Source organism: Halomonas sp. ABH4_019 (assembly GCF_056159885.1).
In genome coordinates, this window is sequence record NZ_JBSWWC010000003.1 from 662,176 (window position 1) to 681,849 (window position 19,674).

Consider the following 19,674-nt stretch of genomic DNA (forward strand, 5'->3'; position numbering starts at 1 on the left):
GTCAGGCCTCCTCGCGCAGCGGCTGGCCGCGCCGGACCCGGCGCTCCAGTCGGGTGAACAGCGCCGTGGACGACAGCGTCATGACCAGGTAGATGACCCCGGCCGCGCCATAGAACAGGAAGTGGGCGCGGGTGCTGGCCGCGGCCTGCTGGATGGTGAAGAACAGTTCGCTGAAGCCGATCACGCTGATCAGGGCGGTGTCCTTGATCAGGATCAGCCACAGGTTGGACATGCCGGGCAGGGCGTTGGGCAGCATGGCCGGGATGACGATGCGGTGGAAGCGTGTCCAGGCGGAGAAGCCGAAGGCGTCGGCGGCCTCGAGCTGGCCTCGGGGAATGGCCAGGATGGCGCCGCGCAGCACCTCGGTCATGTAGGCGCCCTGGACGAAGGCCAGCACGCCCACGGCGGTGACGAAGCCGTTGATGGCGACCTGGCCGGGCAGCCCCAGGGCGTTGGTCAGGGCGGTGAGCGCCTGGGAGCCGGCGTAGTAGAGCAGGATGATCAGCAGCAGTTCGGGGACCGCCCTCACCGCGGTGGAGTAGGCCGTGGCCAGGCCGCGCAGCGGCGCCCAGGGGCTGAGTCTCGCGCTGGCGCCGACCAGCCCCAGCACGAGGCCGATGGCATAGGCCAGCACGGCGATCTCGAGGGTCGTCAGAGCCCCCTGGAGGATCGGACCGGCCCAGTCGAGCAGTCCCTCTTGGGAAACGTTGTTCATGGGGAAATCGTGTCCTTGATGAGACAGGGCGAGGCCGGCAGGCGGCCGTGGCCGCCTGCCGGACGAGCGTCGTCGAGGACCGGGATCAGGTGCAGATGTCGGTGCCGAAGTACTCCTCGGACAGCGCGCTGCAGGTGCCGTCCTCGCGGACCTCGGCGATGGCGGCGTTGATGTCCGCCTGCAGGGCATCGTCGTCCTGGCGGATGCCGATGCCCACGCCCTCGCCGTAGGCGGCGTGGCGCGGCGCGGTGGCCTTGATCGCGTAGCCTTCGGCCTCGTCGCGCTCGAGGAACTCGGTCATGGCGATCTCGTCGGCCAGGATCACGTCCAGGCGGCCGGCCAGCAGGTCGCGGTTGACCTGCTCGGCCTGGTCGTAGAGTCGGATGTCGCCGACGCTGTCGCGCAGGGCGCGGCGCGCGTAGGTGGCGTTGGTGGTGGCGGCCTGCACGCCGAGCACCTTGCCACCGAGGTCGTCGGGGCCGCCCAGCTCCAGGTCGTCGGCGGCCACGAAGGCGCCCGGGGTGAAGTAGTAGGGATCGCTGAAGTCGATGACCTTCTGGCGCGCCTCGGTGATCGACATGGAGTTCATGATCATGTCGATGCGCCCGGCCTTGAGCGAGGGAATGATGCCGCTCCAGCCGGTGGGGGTGATCTCGCAGGGGCGCGCCATGGCCTCGCAGATGGCCATGCCCAGCTCGACCTCGAAGCCGGTCCACTCGCCCTCGGAGGAGGTGTAGGTGAACGGCGGATAGGGCTCGGCGGAGATGCCGATCTTCAGCGGCTCGCTGGCCTGGGCGGTAGCGGACAGGCCGAGTACGGCCGCGGCGGTCAGGGTGATCAGGGGACGGTTCATGCAGTTCTCCTTGCTATGGTCTTGTAAATCGGGGGCTTTTTATCCCCCGTGGGCAGCGATGAGCTGTTCCGGCGACAAGCCCCGTGGGGCCGGAGCTGTATCCGAGAGGGAGGCGGATCAGGCCGCCGGGGCGGTGAAGCGCCGGCAGCGCGGGTCCTGGCTTTCCTCGAAGACCCGGCGCGGCGTGCCGGCCTCGCCGACGAAGCCGCGGTCGAGGAACACCACCTGGTCGGAGACCTCGCGGGCGAAGGCCATCTCGTGGGTGACCAGCACCATGGTGCGGCCCTCGTCGGCCAGGTCGCGGATCACGCCGAGCACCTCGCTGACGCGTTCGGGGTCGAGCGCCGAGGTGGGCTCGTCGAACAGCAGCAGGCGCGGCTCCATGGCCAGCGCCCGGGCGATGGCCACTCGCTGCTGCTGCCCGCCGGACAGGAACGCCGGATAGCCGTCGCGTTTGTCGGCCATGCCGACCCGCTCCAGGTAGTGCTCGGCGCGCTCGATGGCCCGGCGCCTGGACAGGCCCTGGACGCGCATCGGCGCCTCGCAGACGTTGCCCAGCACCGTGAAGTGGGGCCACAGGTTGAACTGCTGGAAGACCATGCTGACCTTGGCGCGCAGCCGCTGCAGCTGGCGCCGGTCGAGGCCGACGATGTCGCCCTGGGGATTGCGGTCGAAGCGGATCGCCTCATCCGCAATCGCCAGGTCGCCCTGGTCGGGGCGTTCCAGCAGGTTGAGACAGCGCAGCAGCGTGCTCTTGCCGGAGCCGCTGGCGCCGATGATCGAGGTGACGCTGCCCTCGGGAACCTCGAGGGAGACGTCGCGCAGCACCTCGAGGTCGCCGTAGCGCTTGACGAGGTGCTGGACCTCCACCGCCAGGCGGTCGGAGGCGTCGGGGGAATGGGCTTGGCTCGATGATGTCATAGGCGTCTCTGAGCGTCTTTCATTACCGGACCCACGAGATGAGCTTTGCCGGTGCCAAGTCTTCGTGAGGGCGCTGTAGACCCGTCCATGGGCGCTACTTTTGCCATCCATGGCCAAAAGACCCTCACTCTGACCTGTCCCCGGCGCTCATTCTCGCCGGATGCCCGTAAATGAGTGCTCATGCGATGGTGGAAAAAGAATCGGCGCGGGCGCCCTCGGCGACCCGGGCCAGGCGGCGGCAGGCCTCGCGCAGGCGGGCCTCGTCGACGGTCAGGCTCAGGCGCACGAAGCCGGCGGCGGAGGGGCCGAAGGCCTCGCCGGACAGCATCGAGACCCTTTGCTCGTCGAGCAGGCGGTCGGCGAAGGCCTGGGAGGAGAGCCCGGTGGCGCGGATATCGATCATCAGGAACATCCCGGCCGCGGGCCTGACGACCTTCACCCCCGGGCAGTCGGCGAGGGATTCGACCACGGCGTCGCGGCGGCCGCGGTAGGTCTCGCGCATGGCTTCGAGCTCGGGCAGCGGCAGGCGCAGGGCGTCGCGGGCGGCGTCCTGGACGAAGTCCGGGCAGCCGTAGAGCATGCACAGCGCCAGGTTGCCGAGATGCTCGATCAGCGCCTCGGGGCCGAGCACCCAGCCCAGCCGCCAGCCGGTCATGGCGTGGGACTTGGAGAGGCTGTCGACCACCACGGTGCGGCTGGCCATGTCGGGCAGCCCAGCGGCGCAGACGTGCGTGCCCTCGAAGATCAGCTCGGCGTAGACCTCGTCGGAGATCAGCCACAGGTCGTGGCGCCGGCACAGCGCGGCGATGGCGGCCCAGGCTTCGGCGTCGATCAACTGGCCGGTGGGGTTGTGGGGGCTGTTGAGCATGATCGCCCGGGTGCGCGGGGTGATCGCCGCCTCGAGGTCGGCCACGTTCAGGCGGAAGCCGGCGTCGCCATGCAGCGGGATGCGCACCATGTCGGCGCCGGTGGACTGCAGCACCGCCTCGTAGGTGACGTAGCTCGGCTCGGGGACGATCACCTCGTCGCCGGGATCGAGCAGGCACTGGGCCGCGGCGTAGAGGCCGCACTGGGCGCCCGCCATGACGATCAGCCGCTCCGGCGTGACATCCAGGCCGCGGGCCCGGTAGCGATCGGCGATGGCCTCGCGCAGGGCGCGCTTGCCCTGGACGTCGGGGTAGTGGGTGGCGCCGGCGCGCAGGCTGGCCACCGCTCCCTCGACGATCGGCGCCGGGGTGTCGAAGTCCGGGTCGCCCACCGACAGCACGGTGATGTCCTCGCCGGCGGCCTGGCGGGCCAGGGCGCGGTTATGGATGTCCCAGGCGGCGGCGCCCTCGCCGGCGATACGCTCGGTCAGTTTGGAGAATCGCATCTCGGTCTCGCTCTGTCAGGGAAGGAGAGGCATCAGCAGCGGCCGGGGCCGTCGGGCAGTCGGCGGCGCTCGGCCCGCCAGGCTCGCTCGGTGCCCGCCGGGCTCTCGGCCCAGGCCTCGTACTGGCGCGCCACGTGCTCGGCCATCGCCGGGGATGCCAGGCGCAGCGGGCGGCCGGTGGCCTGGGCGGCCAGCTGCGCCTGGCAGCTGCGTTCCAGGTCGCGCATGCGCAGGAAGGCCTCGCCGACGCTGCGCCCGCAGGTCAGCAGGCCATGCTGGCGCAGGATCATCGCCGAGTGCTCGCCGAGGTCGGCGGCGAGACGCGCCCGCTCGTCGTGGTCCAGGGCGATGCCCTCGTAGTCGTGGTAGGCGAGCCGCTCGTGGAACTGCAGCGCCCATTGATTGAGCGGCAGCAGGCCTTCCTCGAGGCAGGACAGCGCGACGCCGGCCACGGTGTGGGTGTGCAGCACGCAGGCCACCTCGGGGCGGGCGGCGTGCAGGGCGCTGTGGATGGTGAAGCCCGCCGGGTTGATGCCGAGCCCCGTGGGGTCGTCGAGCACCTCGCCGTCGGCGTCCACGGTCACCAGGTTGTCGGCCCGGACCTCCTCGAAGCGCAGCCCGAAGGCGTTGAGCAGGAAACGCTCGCCGGGCAGGCGGGCCGAGATATGGGTGGAGACGCCGTCGTCCATGCCGTCCAGGGCGATCAGCCGATAGGCGGCGGCCAGGTCGCGGCGAATCGCGTCCTCGCTCGATGCGTCGTCGCTCACAGGCTGGCCTCCACGGCGCCCAGGGCCTGCTCGCCGTCGCGGGTCTCGACGCCTTCGAGGAACTCGGCGACGCGCTCGGGGTGCGCGGCCAGCCAGTCGCGGGCGACCGCCTCGAGGTCACGCTCCTTGAGGCTGTATTCGAGAATGAACTCGCTCTGCTCGTCGGCGGAGAGCACGAACTGATCGAGCAGCCTGGCCAGGTTGGGATTGGCCTCGGCATAGTCCTTGGCGACGATGGTCTTGACGTCGCTGTGGCCGCTGTCGGCGCCGAAGACGTCGGCCGAATCCTCGAGGATGTGCACGTCATATTCCGGCACCATCCAGTGCGGGGTCCAGCCGTAGAAGAGGATCCAGCGCTCTCTGTCGACGGCGCCGTCCACTTCGCTGAGCATGCCGGGGGTCGAGGAGGCCATGAGTTCCCAGTCCTCGAGGCCGTGGGTATCGGCCTCGATGGCGCCGTTGATCATGTCGGTGACCGTGGAGCCGCTCTCGATGCTGTAGATGGTGCGCTCGAAGCGTTCGGCGATCTCCGGGTCGGCGAGCTGCTCGGCGCGGGTAATGCCGGCGTCATAGACGTAGTCGGGCACTGCGAAGCCCATGCGGGCGCCGTTGACGTTGTTGCCCAGATCGACGATGGCATCGGCTTCCATGGCGGCGTCGTAGCTCTCCTGCTGGGCGGGCATCCAGCCGGCCAGGAAGGCGTCGCTGTCGCCGCTCTGTAGGGTGCTGTAGCCCACCGTGGAGCTGACCTCCAGGGTCTCGGTGCTGTAGCCCAGCGGCTCGATGAGCTGGGAGAAGATCTCGCTCTTCACGGTCACCCCCGGCCAGGGCGGCACCACCAGGCGCAGGCGGTCGTCGCGGTCGGCGGCAAGGGCCGGGCCGGCCAGCGTCAGGCCGGCGATCAGGGTCACGGTCAGGGTCGTGGTCTGCGTCTTCATGCTTGGACGTCTCCTTTATCTTGGGGCGGCCGGTTCCGGCGATGCGTGGGAACACAACGCCCATCAGAAGCCGGCTTGGCTTTCCCGGCGACAAGCCTGCGCGAGGGCGCTGTGAACCCCTCCATGGGCGCTACTTTTGCCTTCCCTGGTCAAAAGACCCTCGCTTCGACTTGTCCCCGGCACATGTCTCCATCTTCATTCTTTCTTGGCGGGTCAGCGTGCCGATGATCAGAGCGAGGCGGCCCAGGCGGTGGCATCGACCTCGATGATCAGCGGGGAATCCGCCTCAGAGAGGCGGCCCAGGGCGTCGTGCAGGCTCGCCGGGTCGCTCACGCCGAGGTGGCGGCAGGCGTATGCCTCGGCCAGGGCGCGGAAGTCCGGGGCGGCCAGGTCGACGCCCAGGTGTGGCACCTCGCTCATCGACATGTAGCGGCGGATCTCGTCGTAGCCGTCGTTGTTCCAGATCACCAGCGCCACCGGTCGGCCCAGGTCCCGGGCGGTACCGAGCTCGCCGAGCACGAACTGCAGGCCGCCGTCGCCGACCAGGGCGACCACCGGCTGCTCGGGCCTGGCCAGGGCCGCGCCCAGGGCGGCGGGCAGGCCGTAGCCGAGGGTGCCAAAGCCGGTGGCGGCGTTGAACCAGCGCCGCGGGGCCGGCATCGCGGCCAGGAAGTTGCCGGCATAGACCGGCCCGGTGGAGTCACCGACCAGGATGGCCTCGGGCAGCGCCTCGCGCAGGGTGGCGTAGAGCGGCACATAGGGAGCGAGCTCCGGGTCCGCGGCCAGGGCGAGCTCGCCGCGTACCTCGGCGGCGCGGGCCGCACCGCCGCGTTCGGTCGGCCGGGTGCGACAGGCTGGCAACTGTTGGAGCAGGCCCTGCATGGCCTGGCCGGCCTCGGCGAGGATGGCGAGATCCGCGGCCTGGTTGCGGCCCAGCTGCTGGGGATCGATGTCCACGCGGATCAGCCGGCCGTCGAGGCGGAAGCCCTCGTCGAACACCAGGTCGTAGTCGGTCTCGCCGAGCTCGGTGCCCAGCGCCAGCACCACGTCGGCCTCGGCGGCCAGGCGGCGCGCGGCGGGCAGGCTCTGGGTGGCACCGAGATCCAGCGGGTGGTCGAGGCCCAGCACGCCCTTGGCGTTGATGGTGGTGAAGGCCGGGGCGTCGAGGCGCTCGACCAGCGCCCGGGCGGTCTCCGGGGCGGCGGCGGTGCCGCCGCCGAGCAGCACCAGCGGGCGCTCGGCTTGGGCAAGCCAGTCGCCGGCCAGGGCCAACGCCTCGGGGGCCGGGGCCGGCGGGAAGACCCGCGCCGGGGCGGCGGCCGGCGCCTCGAGGGCCGGCGCGGCCATCACGTCGAGCGGAATCTCGAGGTGCACCGGGCCGGGGCGGGCCGAGGCGAACACCGCGAAGGCGCGGGCCAGCACCTCGGGCAGCGCCGCCGGGTCCTGCAGGGTGTGGCTGAACACGCTGACGCCGGCGAGCGTCTCGCCCTGGTGGGGCATCTCGTGCAGTCGGCCCTGGCCGCGGCCGAGGGTGGTGCGCTGGTTGACGCTGGAGATCACCAGCATCGGCACCGAGTCGGCCAGGGCCTGGCCCATGGCGGTGGCGATGTTGGTCATGCCGGGGCCGGAGATGATGAAGCAGGCCGCGGGCTTGCCGCTGGCCCGGGCATAGCCGTCGGCCATGAAGCCGGCGCCCTGTTCGTGGCGCGGCGTGAGGTGGGTCAGGCGGCTGTCGCCCAGGGCGCGATACAGCTCGATGGTGTGCACGCCGGGAATGCCGAAGGCGGTATCGACCCCGTGGGCCTCGAGCAGGGCGATGAGATGCTGGGCGCAGGTCATGAGCGGGATTCCTCCTCGACGATGGGCGGCAGGCCGCCGAAGGGCGCGCGGCCCAGGACGCGTTCCACCATGGGCACGAAGTGCGCGAGCGGCAGGGTGTCGTAGTCCGGGTCGAAGCTGGCTTGGTCCCAGTCGTCGCAGAAGCGCACCGTGCGCTCATAGGCCGGATGGTCGCGGAACTGCTCCCGGGCGTGGGGGTCCAGGCCGAAATAGTGGCGGTAGTGGTAGCCCTGGAACAGCTCGTGATGGCGGATCATCCACACGTTCAGCGGATCGATGAACGGCTCGAGAATCCCCGCGGCGATCTCGGCATGGTTGGCCGGGGACAGATCATCGCCGATGTCGTGGAGCAGGGCGCAGACCACCATCTCCTCGTCGGCGCCGTCGCGCAGCGCCCGGGTGGCGGTCTGCAGGCAGTGCTCGTAGCGGTCCACCGGATAGCCGTGGGTATCGCCGGCCAGGCGATCCAGGTGTTCGAGGACCCGGCGCGGAGCGTCGGCGACATAGTCTCGGAAGCGCTCGTCGATCAGCGCCCATTCGTCGCGGCGGGCCTCGCCGAAGTGTCGGAAGCGAGCCTGGTTCATGCCGTCTCCTCCAGGCGCGATTCCCCCGGTTTCCGGTGCAGTTCTCGGCGCAGTACCAGGCGGCGGCTGCTGGTACTGTCGCGGTCCACATAGCCCTGGCGCAGGTGGCGTACGCCACCGGCCAGCTCGAAGGCGCTGCGGCCGTGCAGCAGCCGGTAGTTGTCCATGATCAGCATCTGGCCCGGGTCGAGCTTGAGGTGCACGGTGAGCTCGTCGGAGGTGATCAGCTCATAGAAGGCGCGGCGTGCGGCGTAATAGCGGGCCAGCTCCTCGGGCGGCAGGGCGTCGGCGAACTCGGTGCGGTTGTTGTAGCGCACGCGGCTCACCCGGCCTCGGCTGTCGAGTTCGATCAGCGGCCCCTCGCTCTCGAGCCAGGTGGTCTCGTCCTGGTAACGGAAGCCGGGCGTCACCCGGGTCAGGCAGGCGAAGGCCGCCGGGTCGCGTTCGCGCAGCGTCTCGGCGGCGCGATAGCCGTCGACCAGGGTGTTGGCGCCGCCGTCCGCGGCGTTGGTCAGGCAGTGCAGCCAGATGTAGCCGGGAATCGGGTCGCGATAGGGGTTGTCGGTGTGGGGCTCCAGGCCGCGCTGGGTCATGGTCAGGTCGTAGGCGTTGGCCACCGACTTGACGTCGGCGATGCCCCCCCAGTTGGTGCGACGCAGCGGCCCGACGCGCTCGATCAGCGACTGCATGCCGTCCTCGTCGGTGGGCACGCCGGAGACCAGCACGAAGCCATAGCGATGCAGGCCGTCGAGCATCGCCAGCAGGGCCGCGTCGTCCTCGAGGGCCGCGGCGAAGTCGGCGCGGGGCGGCGCGGCGAGGTCGGCATCCCACAGGGTGCGGCCCGGGACGACCGACCCTTGCGGACCGCGCTCATCGCGCAGCTCGGCCAGCGGGAAGCGTGCGGCGTGACCGTCGCTGAAGCGCAGCGCCAGGACCTCGCCGTCGACCTCGGCCTCGGTCACGGCGAGGTCCAGGGGCAGCTCGGCGGCCTCGATCAGGCGCTGGCCGGTACCCGGGTCCAGGGTCTCGGCGTCGGGAGCCCGCTCCCGCAGCCACAGGGCCGCGAATTCGCGGGGCCGGGCGTCGAGGTCGAGGGTCAGGCGCTGCCCGTCGGCGGACAGCCTTGCCTTGGCGCTTGCGGTCATGGCGATGAATCTCCGGGTAAAGCAGGGACATGGTGCGGTCGTGGTCAGCGGCGCCGATGACCCGACCGCCTTTACCCTAGCGTTCCCCCGAGGCTATTATTTGAACAAATTCGTCATAGTATTGATCAATTTAGCCATTATGGATGCCTACCCCGAGGCCTGGCCCTATCCGCGCCCGGATTCGCCGCCGCTGCTGTCCCCCGACCAGGCGGAGCACACCCTGGACGTGTGGCTGGTGCCCAAGTTCTCGATGCTGACCCTGTTCTGCATGCTCGAGCCGCTGCGCGTGGCCAATCGTTTCGGTCGCGACCTGTTCGCCTGGCGGCTGCGCTCGGCGGGTGGCGAGGGCGTGGTGGCCAGCAACGGGGTGAGCATCGAGGTGGATGGCCAACTCGGCTCGGTGCCCGACGACGCCAGCCTGATGGTGGTGTCGTCCTACGAGGCGGAGGCCACGGTGACCGCCCAGGAGCGCGCCGTGCTGCGCCGCGTGGCCGCCCACGGCGGCTGGCTCGGGGGGCTGGATACCGCGCCCTTCATCCTGGCGCGGGCCGGGGTGCTGGAGGGCCACCGGGTGGCGCTGCACTGGGAGAGCGTGCCGGCCTTTCGCCGCGAGTTCCCTCACTTGCGCATCAGCTCGGAACGCTTCGAATCCGATATCGCCCGCCAGACCGGCGCCGGGGGCACCACCGGCATCGACATGATGCTGGACCGCATCGAGCGGGACTATGGCCCGGCGCTGGCCGATGCCGTGAGCCGCCAGCTGGTGCACGACCGTCATCATGAGGCGGGCGACAGGGAGCGCCAGGCCCGCTATGCGGGGCTGCCGCGCAGCGTGCTCAGGAGCCTGGCAATGATGGAGGCCAACCTGGCCCAGGCGGTGCCGATTCCCGAGATCTGCCGGATGGTGGGCCAGTCCCAGCGCCAGTTGACCCGGCTGTTCCTGGCCCACTTCGGCGAGACCCCCAAGCGGTGCTATCTGGGCATGCGCCTGGACCGGGCCCAGCGGCTGCTCGCCGGCAGCCACTGCCGGGTCACCGAGGCGGCGCTGGCCACCGGCTTCGCGCACCTGGCGCACTTCTCCCGGGCCTATCGGGCCCGCTTCGCGGAGTCGCCTCGCGAGACCGCGGCCAGGGGGTCGGGGTAAACGCTCAGCCGCTCGGTGGCTCCGGGGCGGCGTCGGCGGGAGCGTCGCTCAGCTCCAGTTCGAGCTGGGCCGGCTCGCTGGCCGCCTCCTCGACCCAGGTGGCGCCCAGCGGGGCGGTGCCGGCGGGCACCGCCACGTAGTGGCCATGCTCCTCGCCCTCGGTGGCGGGTTGGCGAATCAGGCAATAGCCGCCGAAGGCGACGATGGCGGCATGGATCAGCGCCAGGTCCCACAGGAAGCCGTCGGGCCCGATGACATCCATCAACAGCCCGGTGGTCAGCGGGCCGAGGATCGCCCCGATGCCCAGTGCCAGCACCAGGCTGCTGCTCGCCGCCAGGGTCTGCGACGGGGTGAGGGCGTCGTTGGCGCAGGCCAGCAGCAGCGAGTAGAGGGTCAGGGTGGTGCCCCCGAGCAGCACCCCGAGCAGCGTCAGTGGCAGGGCGTCGCCACGGTCCAGCCACAGGCCGGCCAGCGACAGGGCCGTGGCCAGGGCGGCCACCGCCACGATCACCCGCCGACGGTCGGTCTTGTCCGAGAGCTTGCCCAGCGGCCACTGCAGCAGGGCGCCGCCGAGGATGAAGGCGCCCATGAAGGCGGCGACCTGTTCCACCGTCAGGCCGCTGCCGGTGGCGAAGACCGCACCCATGCCGAAGACGCTGCCGTTGGCGATGCCGGTCAGCAGGCAGCCCAGGGTGCCCAGCGGTGCCAGGCGGTACAGGCGACGCAGGCTCATCGCCTCCGGTGTGCCGGTGTCCGGCTGCGGGGTGTAGCTGAGCAGGATCGGCACCAGCGCCAGCGACATCAGGATCGAGACGATCAGGAACAGCACCACGCCGCCGGGGTCGGCGACGTTGAGCAGCAGCTGGCCACCGCCCATCCCCAAGTAGCTGATCACCATGTAGAAGGCCAGCAGTCGCCCGCGCAGGTGGTTACCGGCGTGGCCGTTGAGCCAGCTCTCGGTGACCACATACAGCCCGGCATAGGCGAAGCCGGTGACCAGGCGCATGGCCGCCCACACCCAGGGGTCGATGAACAGCACATGCACCAGGATGGCCACCGAGGTGATCGAGGCCAGGGCCGCGAACACCCGGATGTGGCCGACCTGGCGCAGCTTGCGCGGCGTCAGGGTCGAGCCGGCCAGGAAGCCGACGAAGTAGGCCGACATCACCAGGCCGGTCACGGTGTTGCCGAAGGCTTCCTCGGCGGCGCGCACGCCCAGCAGGCTGCCCTGCAGGCCATTGCCCAGCATCAGCAGGCCGACCCCGAGCAGCAGCGCCCAGAGGCTCCAGGCCGCCGAGATGGTGGTGGTGGGCGTCGGCTCGCGGGTGCTCATGTCGGTCTCCTGGGGAGAAGGGGTCAGGCCTCGGCGGTCAGTCTGCGCTGACGGCGTGCGCGCTGGACCATGCGGTAGCGCGAGCGGATCTCGTCGCGTTCCATGTAGCAGCCCTGCAGCCAGCGGTGGCCGCTTTGGCCCTCGAAGGCGTCACGGGCGTGCAGCAGGCGACGGTTGTCGAAGATCACCAGGTCGCCGGGCTCGTAGGTGAAGCGGATGGCGAAGGCCGGGGCGCGCAGCAGTCGCTGCAGCGTCATCAGCGCCTCATAGGCCGGCTCGACGTCCTCGAAGGCGGTCTGCAGCGGGCCGCGCAGGAAATCGGCGATGCGCACCTCGAGCAGCTCGCCCCGGGCGTCGAGGCGGATCATCGGTTCAAACCACACATAGTCGCTGGTCTTGGCGGTGTTGGCGTAGCACCAGCGCACCCGGGTCAGGGTCGCCCAGGCCTCGGGATGGCGGTCGCGCAGCGCCTCGGCCACGGCGAAGCCGTCGAGCATCACCGCCTGGCCGCCTTCCACGCTGTTCTCCAGGCAGTGCAGCATCTGCAGGCCGGGATGGTACTCGCGGGTCGGCAGGTCGACGTGGGGCGGCAGGGCGATGGAGGTGTAGGCGTTGGAGTCCGGGTCCGGCTTGGCGCGGACGTTGAACAGGCCGCCGAAGTTGGTGTCGCGGATCGGGCCGATGCGCTGGGCGATGGCCTGCAGCGAGTCGGGCTCGGTGGGCAGGTTGCGCAGCCGCACCAGCCCCTGGCCGAGCACCGCCTCCAGCGCCGGGGCAAGGATCGCCTCCTCGGCGTCATCGCCGGGCGCGGTGTCGAGCAGGCCCGCGGCGTCGAGGGTCTCGGGGCCGGCTTCGGGGCCGCCCTGCCAGGTCGTCACCGGCACCAGCGGCGCCTCGGGGTCACCGGCATTGTCGTAGTCGTGGGCGCGCAGCCAGCCGGGGTGGAAGCGCAGCCGGCGATCCTCGGGGGCGAAGTCCACGCACAGCGCGCCGCTGGCGTCGATCTCGGCGCCCTCGATCTCCGGCCAGGCGGGCAGGGTGGAGAGGTCCAGGATGCGCTCGCGGGTTGCCGGGTTGATGGTGGTGTCGTCGGCGGCGTTCTCGCGCAGCCAGATGCCGTGGTAGCGGCTGACCCGGCCGTCGCTCCAGCGCACCGTCACCAGCCGCGCGGTGAAGGAGACGGCGTCGAGATCGGCCTCGATCGGCCAGGCGTCGTAATCCGGGGTGCGCGGCAGTTCGGTGTCGGTCATGGGGCATCTCCTGAGATGAGCAGCGTGATGATGCGGCTCAGGATGCCAGCGCATGGCGGCGGGCTCGCGGCAGGATTCGACGCCGGCTGTGCACGATTCGACAGTCAGGGCTTCATTCGCCGATGACCAGCCAGCCGCCCTCCCATCGAACGGGCACGGCGTCCAGGGCGCAGCCCAGTCCCAGGCCGCCCACGCCCTCGCCGGTGCGGGTGGCGAAGGCGGCGTCGTGGTTGGTGCAGCGCAGGCGCTCGCCGTCCTCGCTGAGCAGGCGGTCACCGCGCTGGTCGAGGGGCAGGAACTGATGAGGGCAGGCGTTGACGTAGGCCCTCGGTTCGCCCTCCGCGAGGCATACCACCAATAGCGGGAAGCGGCCGCGCTCGCTCTCCAGGGTCAGGCTCAGGTGGCCGCGCTCGGGAAGGGCGTCGGCCGCCACCACGCGGGTGCCGGGGGCGGGGGCGCTGCGGTACTGCTGCCAGGCCGCGGTCATGGAAGCCTCCTGTCGGCGGTTAGTTGGTTTCAAATGAAACCAGTCGGCCGAGGGGCTGTCAACGCGGGCTGTGTCGCACGAGGCCGGGCTCAGGGGCGTTGCCGCAGCTCGCTCGGGGTCACGCCATGGCGGCGGCGGAAGGCGCGGGTGAAGCTCGAGGCCGAGGCGAAGCCGCAGGCCAGGGCGATGTCCATGATGCTGTGGCGGGTCTCGCGGAGCAGTCGATAGGCGTGGTCCAGGCGTCGCGCCAGGTAGGCGCGCTGCGGCGAGGTGCCCAGATGGCGGGCGAACAGGCGATCCAGGCGTCGCCAGGTGAGGCCCAGCTCGTCGGCCAGTTCGCGGATGCCCAGCGGTGCCTCCAGGTTGGCCTCCATCAGGGCGATGGCGCGATTCAGCGTCGGGTCGTCGGGGGCGGCCGGGTCGCGCTGGCGGCTGGCCGGTCGGCGCCCCTGGTCATGGAGGAGCTGGTCGCGGACCCGGCCGGCCAGGCCGTCGCCGTGCCGGCGGCGAATCAGGTCGAGGCTCATGTCGATGGCCGAGCTGCCGCCGGCGCAGGAGAAGCCCTCGGGCGTCACTTCATAGAGCGACTCCACGGCGTCGACCCGCGGGAAGCGGGTGCGGAACTCGGGCAGCGACTCCCAGTGCAGGGTCACGGTCTGGTCGTCGAGCAGGCCGGCCGCGGCCAGCGCGAAGCAGCCGGTGTCCATGCCGCCGAGCAGGCAGCCCGACGCGGCCCGGGCGCGCAGCCACTCGATCAGCGTGGCATCGACGGCGGCCTCGGGCTCGAAGCTGGCGCAGATCGCCAGGCTGGGCGAGGGCGGCGCCTCGGCCAGGGCATGGTCGACGGCCAGCGTCATGCCGTTGGAGGCGACCACCGGCTCGCCGTCTCGGCTGATCAGGTGCCAGGCGAATAACGACTCGCCGCTGATGCGGTTGGCGATGCGCAGCGGCTCGATGGCCGAGAAGAAGGCGACCATGGCGAAGCGGGGCAGCAACAGGAAGCCGATGCGCTCCGGGGCGGGCACGGGGGGCGTTAGTCTCATGGGCCTCGGGACGGCAGCGGGGGAAGCGCGACGGCGCGTGTCGAGGTCTCGATTGTAGAGGCTGTGGGGACCGTTGCAACGTCGCCGTCGTGGCCTTCTCATCCAGAGAGGCGGCCAGGCAGCGGCTTGCTGGGGGCGCCTTGGCGCGGGTGGCTTGCCCCAGTCGCACGGGCCGGTCATCATGGCGGCCCGCGGGCTTTTCACCACCTCGTTCCATGCGTCTCGATTACACCGGACCCACTCCCGAGCCGATCGGCTTCCTGCTGCTGCCGCGCTTCTCGATGATGGCGTTCTTCTCGGCGGTGGAACCGCTGCGCATCGCCAACCGCATCAGCGGTCGCCCGCTCTTCGAGTGGACCCTGATCAGCGAGGACGGTGGCCCGGTGACGGCCTCCAATGGCATGACCCTGCTCGCCGACCAGGCCATCGAGGCGGTGCACCATCTGCCGTCGCTGGCGGTGTGCAGCGGCTTCGATCCCGAACGTCACCTGAGCCGCGCGCTGAAGCGCTGGCTGCACCGGCTGGACGCCGCCGGCTGCGTGCTGGGCGGGCTCGACACCGGCTGTTTCCTGCTGGCCGCGGCGGGGCTGCTGAAGGGCGAGCGGGTCACCCTGCACTGGGAGAGCCTGCCGGCCTTCCAGGAACGGTTTCCGGCCATCGCCACCTCCGATGAGCTGTTCGAGCTCGGGGCACGGCGCTTCTCCTGTGCCGGAGGAGCGGCGGCCATGGACATGGCGCTGGACGTGATCGCCCGCCGCCACGGACAGCGCCTGGCCATCGACGTCTCCGAGCAGCTCGTCCACGAGCGCATGCGAACCCGCCACGATCAGCAGCGCATGAGCCTGGCGCGTCGGCTCGATACCCACAATGCCCGGCTGGTGGAGGCCGTCGACCTGATGGAGCGCCACCTGGAAGCCCCGTTGGCGCTGGCCGAGGTGGCCCGGCGCAGCGGCGTCTCGCTGCGCCAGCTGCAGCGCCTGTTCGAGCGCGAGCTGGGCCGCTCGCCCCGGGACTGGTACCTGGCGCTGCGCCTGGAGCGGGCGCGTCACCTGCTCGAGGAGACCGATCTCGACGTGCTGGCGGTGGGCCTGGCCTGCGGCTTCGCCTCGAGCTCCAGCTTCTCGCGGGCCTTCCGCCAGCATCACGGCGCTTCCCCGCGCCAGGTGCGCCGGGGCTGATCGCCCGATCTCAGATGTCGGCCCACATCCGCAGCAGATTCGCCAGGCTCTTCGACAGCATGTCGAAGGTGCGGGTCTTGCCGTTGGCGTCGAATTCCTGGCGCCGGGTGGTATCCAGATCGAAGAGGACCTCGCGCTGCTGCGGGTCGCGGACCTGGCTCTGTACCCAGCCCACCGCCGCCAGGCGCTCGCCGCGGGTGACCGGCTCGACCCGGTGCAGGGTCGAGGAGGGATAGAGGATCAGCGCCCCGGCGGGCAGCTTGTAGGTCTGCTCGCCGGCGGTGGAGTCCACCAGCAGCTCGCCGCCGTCGTACTCCTCCGGGGCGTTGAGAAACAGCGTGAACGAGAGGTCGGTCCGCATGGCGCCCTGGGGTGTGGCCATTACCGCATCGTCGACGTGGTTGCCGTAGCTCATGCCCTTCCGGTAGCGGCTGAACATCAAGGGTTTCATGCGCTTCGGGCGCGCGGCCATCTGGAACAGCGGGTTGGCCTGCAGGGCCTTGGCGAGGGCCTGGCGTCGCTCGGCGATCTCGGGCCGTCGGCCGTCGGCCTGCTCGTTCTGCTTGACCGTGCGAGCGTGCCAGCCGGCGGTCTCGCGACCGTCGCGAAAGTCGCTCTCGGCCAGGGTGGCGCGGACGCGGGTCAAGAGTTCGGGGGGGATGGCCTGGTCGATGCAGAGGATCACGAGCGCACTCCTGGCGAGCGAGAATGAAGCGTCGATTATAGAGGATTGTGAATCGTTTGCATTGATCCGCCGACGCCGGCAATCTAACCGGGCAAACACAACGGCTAGGCGGCCACGTGTCCTGGTCATGGCCATCACAAGAAGGAAGTCAGCATGTCCCATTCCACTCGTACCAAGCTCTGGGTCGGTGTCGGTACCAGCGTGTTGCTGGGCACCGGCTCGGCCGCGTTCGCCGACGGCGAGGCATCCGCCGAATTCACCCAGGGGACCGCCAGCCCGATGCTGGCGCATGCCGATCACGGCGGTGAGGGCGGCGAAGGCGCCCACTACCACGACGACGGCGGTGAAGGCGGTGAAGGTGGCGAAGGTGGCGAAGGTGGCGAAGGTGGCGAGGGCGGTGAAGCCGGCCACCACGACGGCGGCGAAGGCGGTGAAGGTGGCGAGGGCGGTGAAGCCGGCCACCACGACGGCGGCGAAGGTGGTGAAGGTGGCGAGGGCGGCGAAGCCGGCCACCATGACGGCGGTGAAGGTGGTGAAGGTGGCGAGGGCGGCGAAGCCGGCCACCATGACGGCGGTGAAGCCGGCCACCATCACGACGACGGCGGTGAAGGCGGTGAAGGCGGTGAAGGCGGTGAAGGCGGTGAAGGCGGTGAAGGCGGTGAAGGCGGTGAAGGCGGTGAAGGCGGTGAAGGTGGCGAGGGCGGTGAAGCCGGCTCCGCGGCCGATCCTTACGCCGTGTTCGCTTACCTGAATGCGTCGGCCGGCGGTGAAGGCGGCGAAGGCGGTGAAGGTGGCGAAGGCGGTGAAGGTGGCGAAGGCGGCGAAGGCGGTGAAGGCGGCGAAGGCGGTGAAGGCGGCGAAGGCGGCCATGGCGTCGATGCCAGCAACCCCGGCGTCTACACCACGAATCTGGCCATGATGCAGGGTCATCTGGTCGTCGCCCGTGCGCTCTATCAGGCCGGCGAACAGACCGCCGCCCAGCCGCACTTCGGTCACCCCATTCACGAGCACTACGAGGCCCTGGAACCGGCCTTCGAGGCACGCGGTGTCGAGGACTTCGAGGGCATCCTGGAAGCGCTGATCGACGAGACCCGCGAGGGCGGCGACTGGGGCGGCCATGCCGAGGCCTATGGCGCCGCCATGGCCGCCATCGACACCGCCATGCAGGATGTCGACGCCGAGCTGCGCGACGATGTGGCCTTCCAGAGCCGCGTCCAGCTGGCGCTGCTGCGTCAGGCGATGCACGAGTACGACGAATCGATCGACGACGGCCAGTTCGTCAACGTGGTCGAGTATCAGGACAGCCTGGGCTTCGTGATGACCGCCAAGGCCACCCTCGAACGCCATGCCGAGCTGTACGACGACGAGAGCTACGGCGAGCTGCTGGCGGCCTACGAGTCGCTGCTCGAGGCCTGGCCCTCGCCGGTGGCGCCCGAGACCCCGGTGGCCACGCCGGGCGAGCTCTCCGCCGGGTTGTTCAAGCTCGAGGCCGGGCTCGGCCAGTACTGAGCGACGCCCACCGGGCGACGTTCCGCCCATGAAGAGGCCCGATCCGGCATGGCCGGATCGGGCCTCGTCGTGCGTGGCGCCGGGACGGCGGGCTGTCAGCCCGGCCCGCCCCACGCCGAGCGGTGGCGCGTCGCCGCTATCGTCCTCCGCGAGGAGCCGTCGACGGCGAGTGACGCGATTCCCGCAGCAGCGAGACCAGCACGCCGGCGGTCATGATCAGGATCACCCCGCTGAGCGGCAGGGCGGCGGCGATCAGCGCGGTCTGCAGGGCCTTGAGGCCACCGGCGACCAGCAGCACCGCGGCCACCAGGCCGATCACTACGCCCCAGAAGACGCGGAAGCGCTGCGGCGGCTCGTCGTTGCCCAGCGACAGGATGGTGGTCAGCACCAGGGTGCCGGAGTCCGAGGAGGTCACGAACCAGCTCATCAGCAGGAACACCATCATGGCCGAGAGCAGCCAGCCCAGCGCCCCGGTGCCGGCGATGCCGTCGGCGCTGGCGAACAGCGCGGCCGGCAGGTTCCAGGCGTTGACCAGTTCGATGATGCCGGCGCTGCCGGGGCCGCCCGCGGCATGCAGTTCCTGGTAGAGGGCGCTGCCGCCGAAGATCACCAGCCACACGAAGATGATCAGCGTCGGCACCAGCAGCACGCCGAGCACGAACTCGCGCAGGGTACGGCCGCGGGAGATGCGGGCGATGAACAGCCCGACGAACGGCGCCCAGGCCAGCCACCAGCCCCAGTAGAAGATGGTCCAGGCCTGCTGCCAGGCGGCCGGCCCCGGTTCATCGGCGTACCACAGGCCCATGGGGATGAAGTTGGCGGCGTAGTCGACCAGGGTCTCGCCGAAGGCGCTGATCAGCCACAGGGTAGGCCCGCCCAGCAGGAAGGCGCCGACCACCAATACCGAGACCCAGATGTTGAGCTCGGAGATGAGCTTGATGCCGCGCTGGACGCCGGACACCACCGAGAGGATCGAGACCAGCGAGATCACGGCGATCAGCACCAGTTGGGTGTCGAGGCCGGCGCTGATGCCCGCCAGGCGCTCCAGGCCCACGGCCATCTGGCTGACGCCGAGCCCGAGCGAGGTGGCGACCCCGAACACGCAGCCGAGCACGCCGAGGATGTCGACCAGGTGGCCGATGGGCCCGTAGATGCGCTCGCCGATGAACGGATAGAGGGCGGAGCGCAGGGCCAGCGGCAGCCCCCTGCGGTAGGCGAAGTAGGCCAGCGACATGCCGACGATCACGTAGATGGCCCAGCCGTGCAGGCCCCAGTGGAAGACCGAGACCCGCAGGGCATCGATGGCGCGCTCGTGGCCGAGGGCGGTAGCGCCGGCCATGTCCGCATGCGGGTTGTTGGGGTAGCCGAAGGCGCCGCTGTTGTCGAGGTAGAACACCGGTTCGGCGACGCCGAAGAACAGGATGCCGATGCCGATGCCGGCGGAGAACAGCATCGAGAACCAGGCGAAGTTGCTGAACTCGGGTCGGCTGTCGTCGGCGCCGAGGCGGATGCTGCCGTGGCGGCTGACCACGATGAAGGCGCACACCGCGATCAGCAGCATCACGGTCACCAGGTAGTAGCCGCTGAAGGTGCTCTCGATCCAGGCGCGCACCGCGCCGAACAGCTCGCCGGCCAACCCGGGGCCGAGGCCGGTGAACAGCACGAAGGCCAGCACCAGGCCGGCGGAGGTGAGGGTCATGCCCTTGTGCATGCCGCGGAAGAACCCGGCCTGGGACAGCTCGGTCACCGTGTAGTCGGTGCTTTGGGTGTCGCGAGCTGCGGTGTCGCCGGGTGGAGTGTCGGGGGGCGTGGGGGAAGCGATAAGCCTTATCCTCTTGGGCCGGTCCTCGGGCCGGCGATCCCGTGCCCGCCCGGCAACGGCCGGGCGGGATGGCGTGGCAGGGCGCTGAG

The 19,674-nt window shown here is 70.5% G+C and carries 18 protein-coding genes; 3 read left to right on the top strand and 15 right to left on the bottom strand.

Translation table 11 applies throughout. The features are described 5' to 3' along the window. Position 1 precedes the first annotated feature (1 nt). The 9 genes from ACXAFN_RS15500 to tmpA form a co-directional block, all read right to left on the bottom strand. Positions 2-715, bottom strand: coding sequence for an ABC transporter permease (locus ACXAFN_RS15500; RefSeq protein WP_474990048.1), 714 nt, complete (start codon positions 713-715; stop codon positions 2-4). 85 nt (positions 716-800) lie between these two features. Further along, a complete protein-coding gene (locus ACXAFN_RS15505) occupies positions 801-1,568 on the bottom strand; it encodes a transporter substrate-binding domain-containing protein (protein ID WP_474990050.1) in 768 nt (255 codons plus the stop codon). 117 nt (positions 1,569-1,685) lie between these two features. Then, on the bottom strand, positions 1,686-2,489 hold the full coding sequence (locus ACXAFN_RS15510; RefSeq protein WP_474990052.1) for an ABC transporter ATP-binding protein: 804 nt from the start codon (positions 2,487-2,489) through the stop codon (positions 1,686-1,688). Positions 2,490-2,667: 178 nt separating this feature from the next. Then, positions 2,668-3,861 carry a pyridoxal phosphate-dependent aminotransferase gene (locus tag ACXAFN_RS15515; RefSeq protein ID WP_474990054.1) on the bottom strand — a complete coding sequence of 398 codons (1,194 nt, stop codon included), beginning with the start codon at positions 3,859-3,861 and terminating at the stop codon, positions 2,668-2,670. Between the two features lie 32 nt (positions 3,862-3,893). Further along, positions 3,894-4,628, bottom strand: a complete 735-nt coding sequence (locus ACXAFN_RS15520; RefSeq protein ID WP_474990056.1) for a class II aldolase/adducin family protein — start codon at positions 4,626-4,628, stop codon at positions 3,894-3,896. After that, positions 4,625-5,566 carry an ABC transporter substrate-binding protein gene (locus ACXAFN_RS15525; RefSeq protein WP_474990058.1) on the bottom strand — a complete coding sequence of 314 codons (942 nt, stop codon included), beginning with the start codon at positions 5,564-5,566 and terminating at the stop codon, positions 4,625-4,627. The genes ACXAFN_RS15520 and ACXAFN_RS15525 overlap by 4 nt, the downstream gene beginning before the upstream one ends. A gap of 228 nt (positions 5,567-5,794) precedes the next feature. After that, positions 5,795-7,405 carry a 5-guanidino-2-oxopentanoate decarboxylase gene (locus ACXAFN_RS15530; RefSeq protein WP_474990060.1) on the bottom strand — a complete coding sequence of 537 codons (1,611 nt, stop codon included), beginning with the start codon at positions 7,403-7,405 and terminating at the stop codon, positions 5,795-5,797. Then, a complete protein-coding gene (locus ACXAFN_RS15535) occupies positions 7,402-7,989 on the bottom strand; it encodes an HD domain-containing protein (protein WP_474990062.1) in 588 nt (195 codons plus the stop codon). Before ACXAFN_RS15535 ends, ACXAFN_RS15530 begins: the two co-directional genes overlap by 4 nt. Further along, positions 7,986-9,134 carry a 2-trimethylaminoethylphosphonate dioxygenase gene (gene tmpA, locus ACXAFN_RS15540; RefSeq protein ID WP_474990064.1) on the bottom strand — a complete coding sequence of 383 codons (1,149 nt, stop codon included), beginning with the start codon at positions 9,132-9,134 and terminating at the stop codon, positions 7,986-7,988. Before tmpA ends, ACXAFN_RS15535 begins: the two co-directional genes overlap by 4 nt. 139 nt (positions 9,135-9,273) lie before the next feature. On the opposite strand from tmpA, the gene ACXAFN_RS15545 reads away from it, so the two are divergent. Then, complete coding sequence (locus ACXAFN_RS15545; protein ID WP_474990066.1) at positions 9,274-10,278, top strand: GlxA family transcriptional regulator; 1,005 nt, start codon at positions 9,274-9,276, stop codon at positions 10,276-10,278. 4 nt (positions 10,279-10,282) lie between these two features. On the opposite strand, the gene ACXAFN_RS15550 is transcribed toward ACXAFN_RS15545, so the two are convergent. The 4 genes from ACXAFN_RS15550 to ACXAFN_RS15565 all read right to left on the bottom strand — a co-directional run bounded on the left by ACXAFN_RS15550 (position 10,283) and on the right by ACXAFN_RS15565 (position 14,391). After that, positions 10,283-11,611, bottom strand: coding sequence for an MFS transporter (locus tag ACXAFN_RS15550; RefSeq protein WP_474990068.1), 1,329 nt, complete (start codon positions 11,609-11,611; stop codon positions 10,283-10,285). Positions 11,612-11,634: 23 nt separating this feature from the next. Continuing rightward, the gene (locus tag ACXAFN_RS15555) at positions 11,635-12,861 is read right to left on the bottom strand and encodes a TauD/TfdA family dioxygenase (RefSeq protein ID WP_474990070.1); all 1,227 of its coding nucleotides are present in this window, start codon (positions 12,859-12,861) and stop codon (positions 11,635-11,637) included. Positions 12,862-12,973: 112 nt separating this feature from the next. After that, on the bottom strand, positions 12,974-13,348 hold the full coding sequence (locus ACXAFN_RS15560; RefSeq protein WP_474990071.1) for a Rieske (2Fe-2S) protein: 375 nt from the start codon (positions 13,346-13,348) through the stop codon (positions 12,974-12,976). Positions 13,349-13,437: 89 nt separating this feature from the next. Further along, positions 13,438-14,391: a GlxA family transcriptional regulator gene (locus tag ACXAFN_RS15565; RefSeq protein ID WP_474990073.1), complete on the bottom strand. Its 954-nt coding sequence runs from the start codon at positions 14,389-14,391 to the stop codon at positions 13,438-13,440. A gap of 215 nt (positions 14,392-14,606) precedes the next feature. On the opposite strand from ACXAFN_RS15565, the gene ACXAFN_RS15570 reads away from it, so the two are divergent. Next, positions 14,607-15,569, top strand: coding sequence for a GlxA family transcriptional regulator (locus ACXAFN_RS15570; RefSeq protein WP_474990075.1), 963 nt, complete (start codon positions 14,607-14,609; stop codon positions 15,567-15,569). A 10-nt stretch (positions 15,570-15,579) separates the two neighbouring features. Here the strand turns inward: ACXAFN_RS15570 and ACXAFN_RS15575 are convergent, their stop codons facing one another. Continuing rightward, a complete protein-coding gene (locus ACXAFN_RS15575) occupies positions 15,580-17,184 on the bottom strand; it encodes a Fe2+-dependent dioxygenase (protein WP_474990077.1) in 1,605 nt (534 codons plus the stop codon). Between ACXAFN_RS15575 and ACXAFN_RS15580 the strand changes: the two genes are divergently transcribed. Continuing rightward, positions 17,170-17,763, top strand: coding sequence for a hypothetical protein (locus tag ACXAFN_RS15580; protein WP_474990079.1), 594 nt, complete (start codon positions 17,170-17,172; stop codon positions 17,761-17,763). The genes ACXAFN_RS15575 and ACXAFN_RS15580 overlap by 15 nt on opposite strands. A gap of 136 nt (positions 17,764-17,899) precedes the next feature. Here ACXAFN_RS15580 and ACXAFN_RS15585 read toward each other — a convergent pair whose 3' ends face one another. Continuing rightward, positions 17,900-19,510, bottom strand: a complete 1,611-nt coding sequence (locus tag ACXAFN_RS15585) for a BCCT family transporter (protein ID WP_474990081.1) — start codon at positions 19,508-19,510, stop codon at positions 17,900-17,902. Positions 19,511-19,674 lie beyond the last annotated feature (164 nt).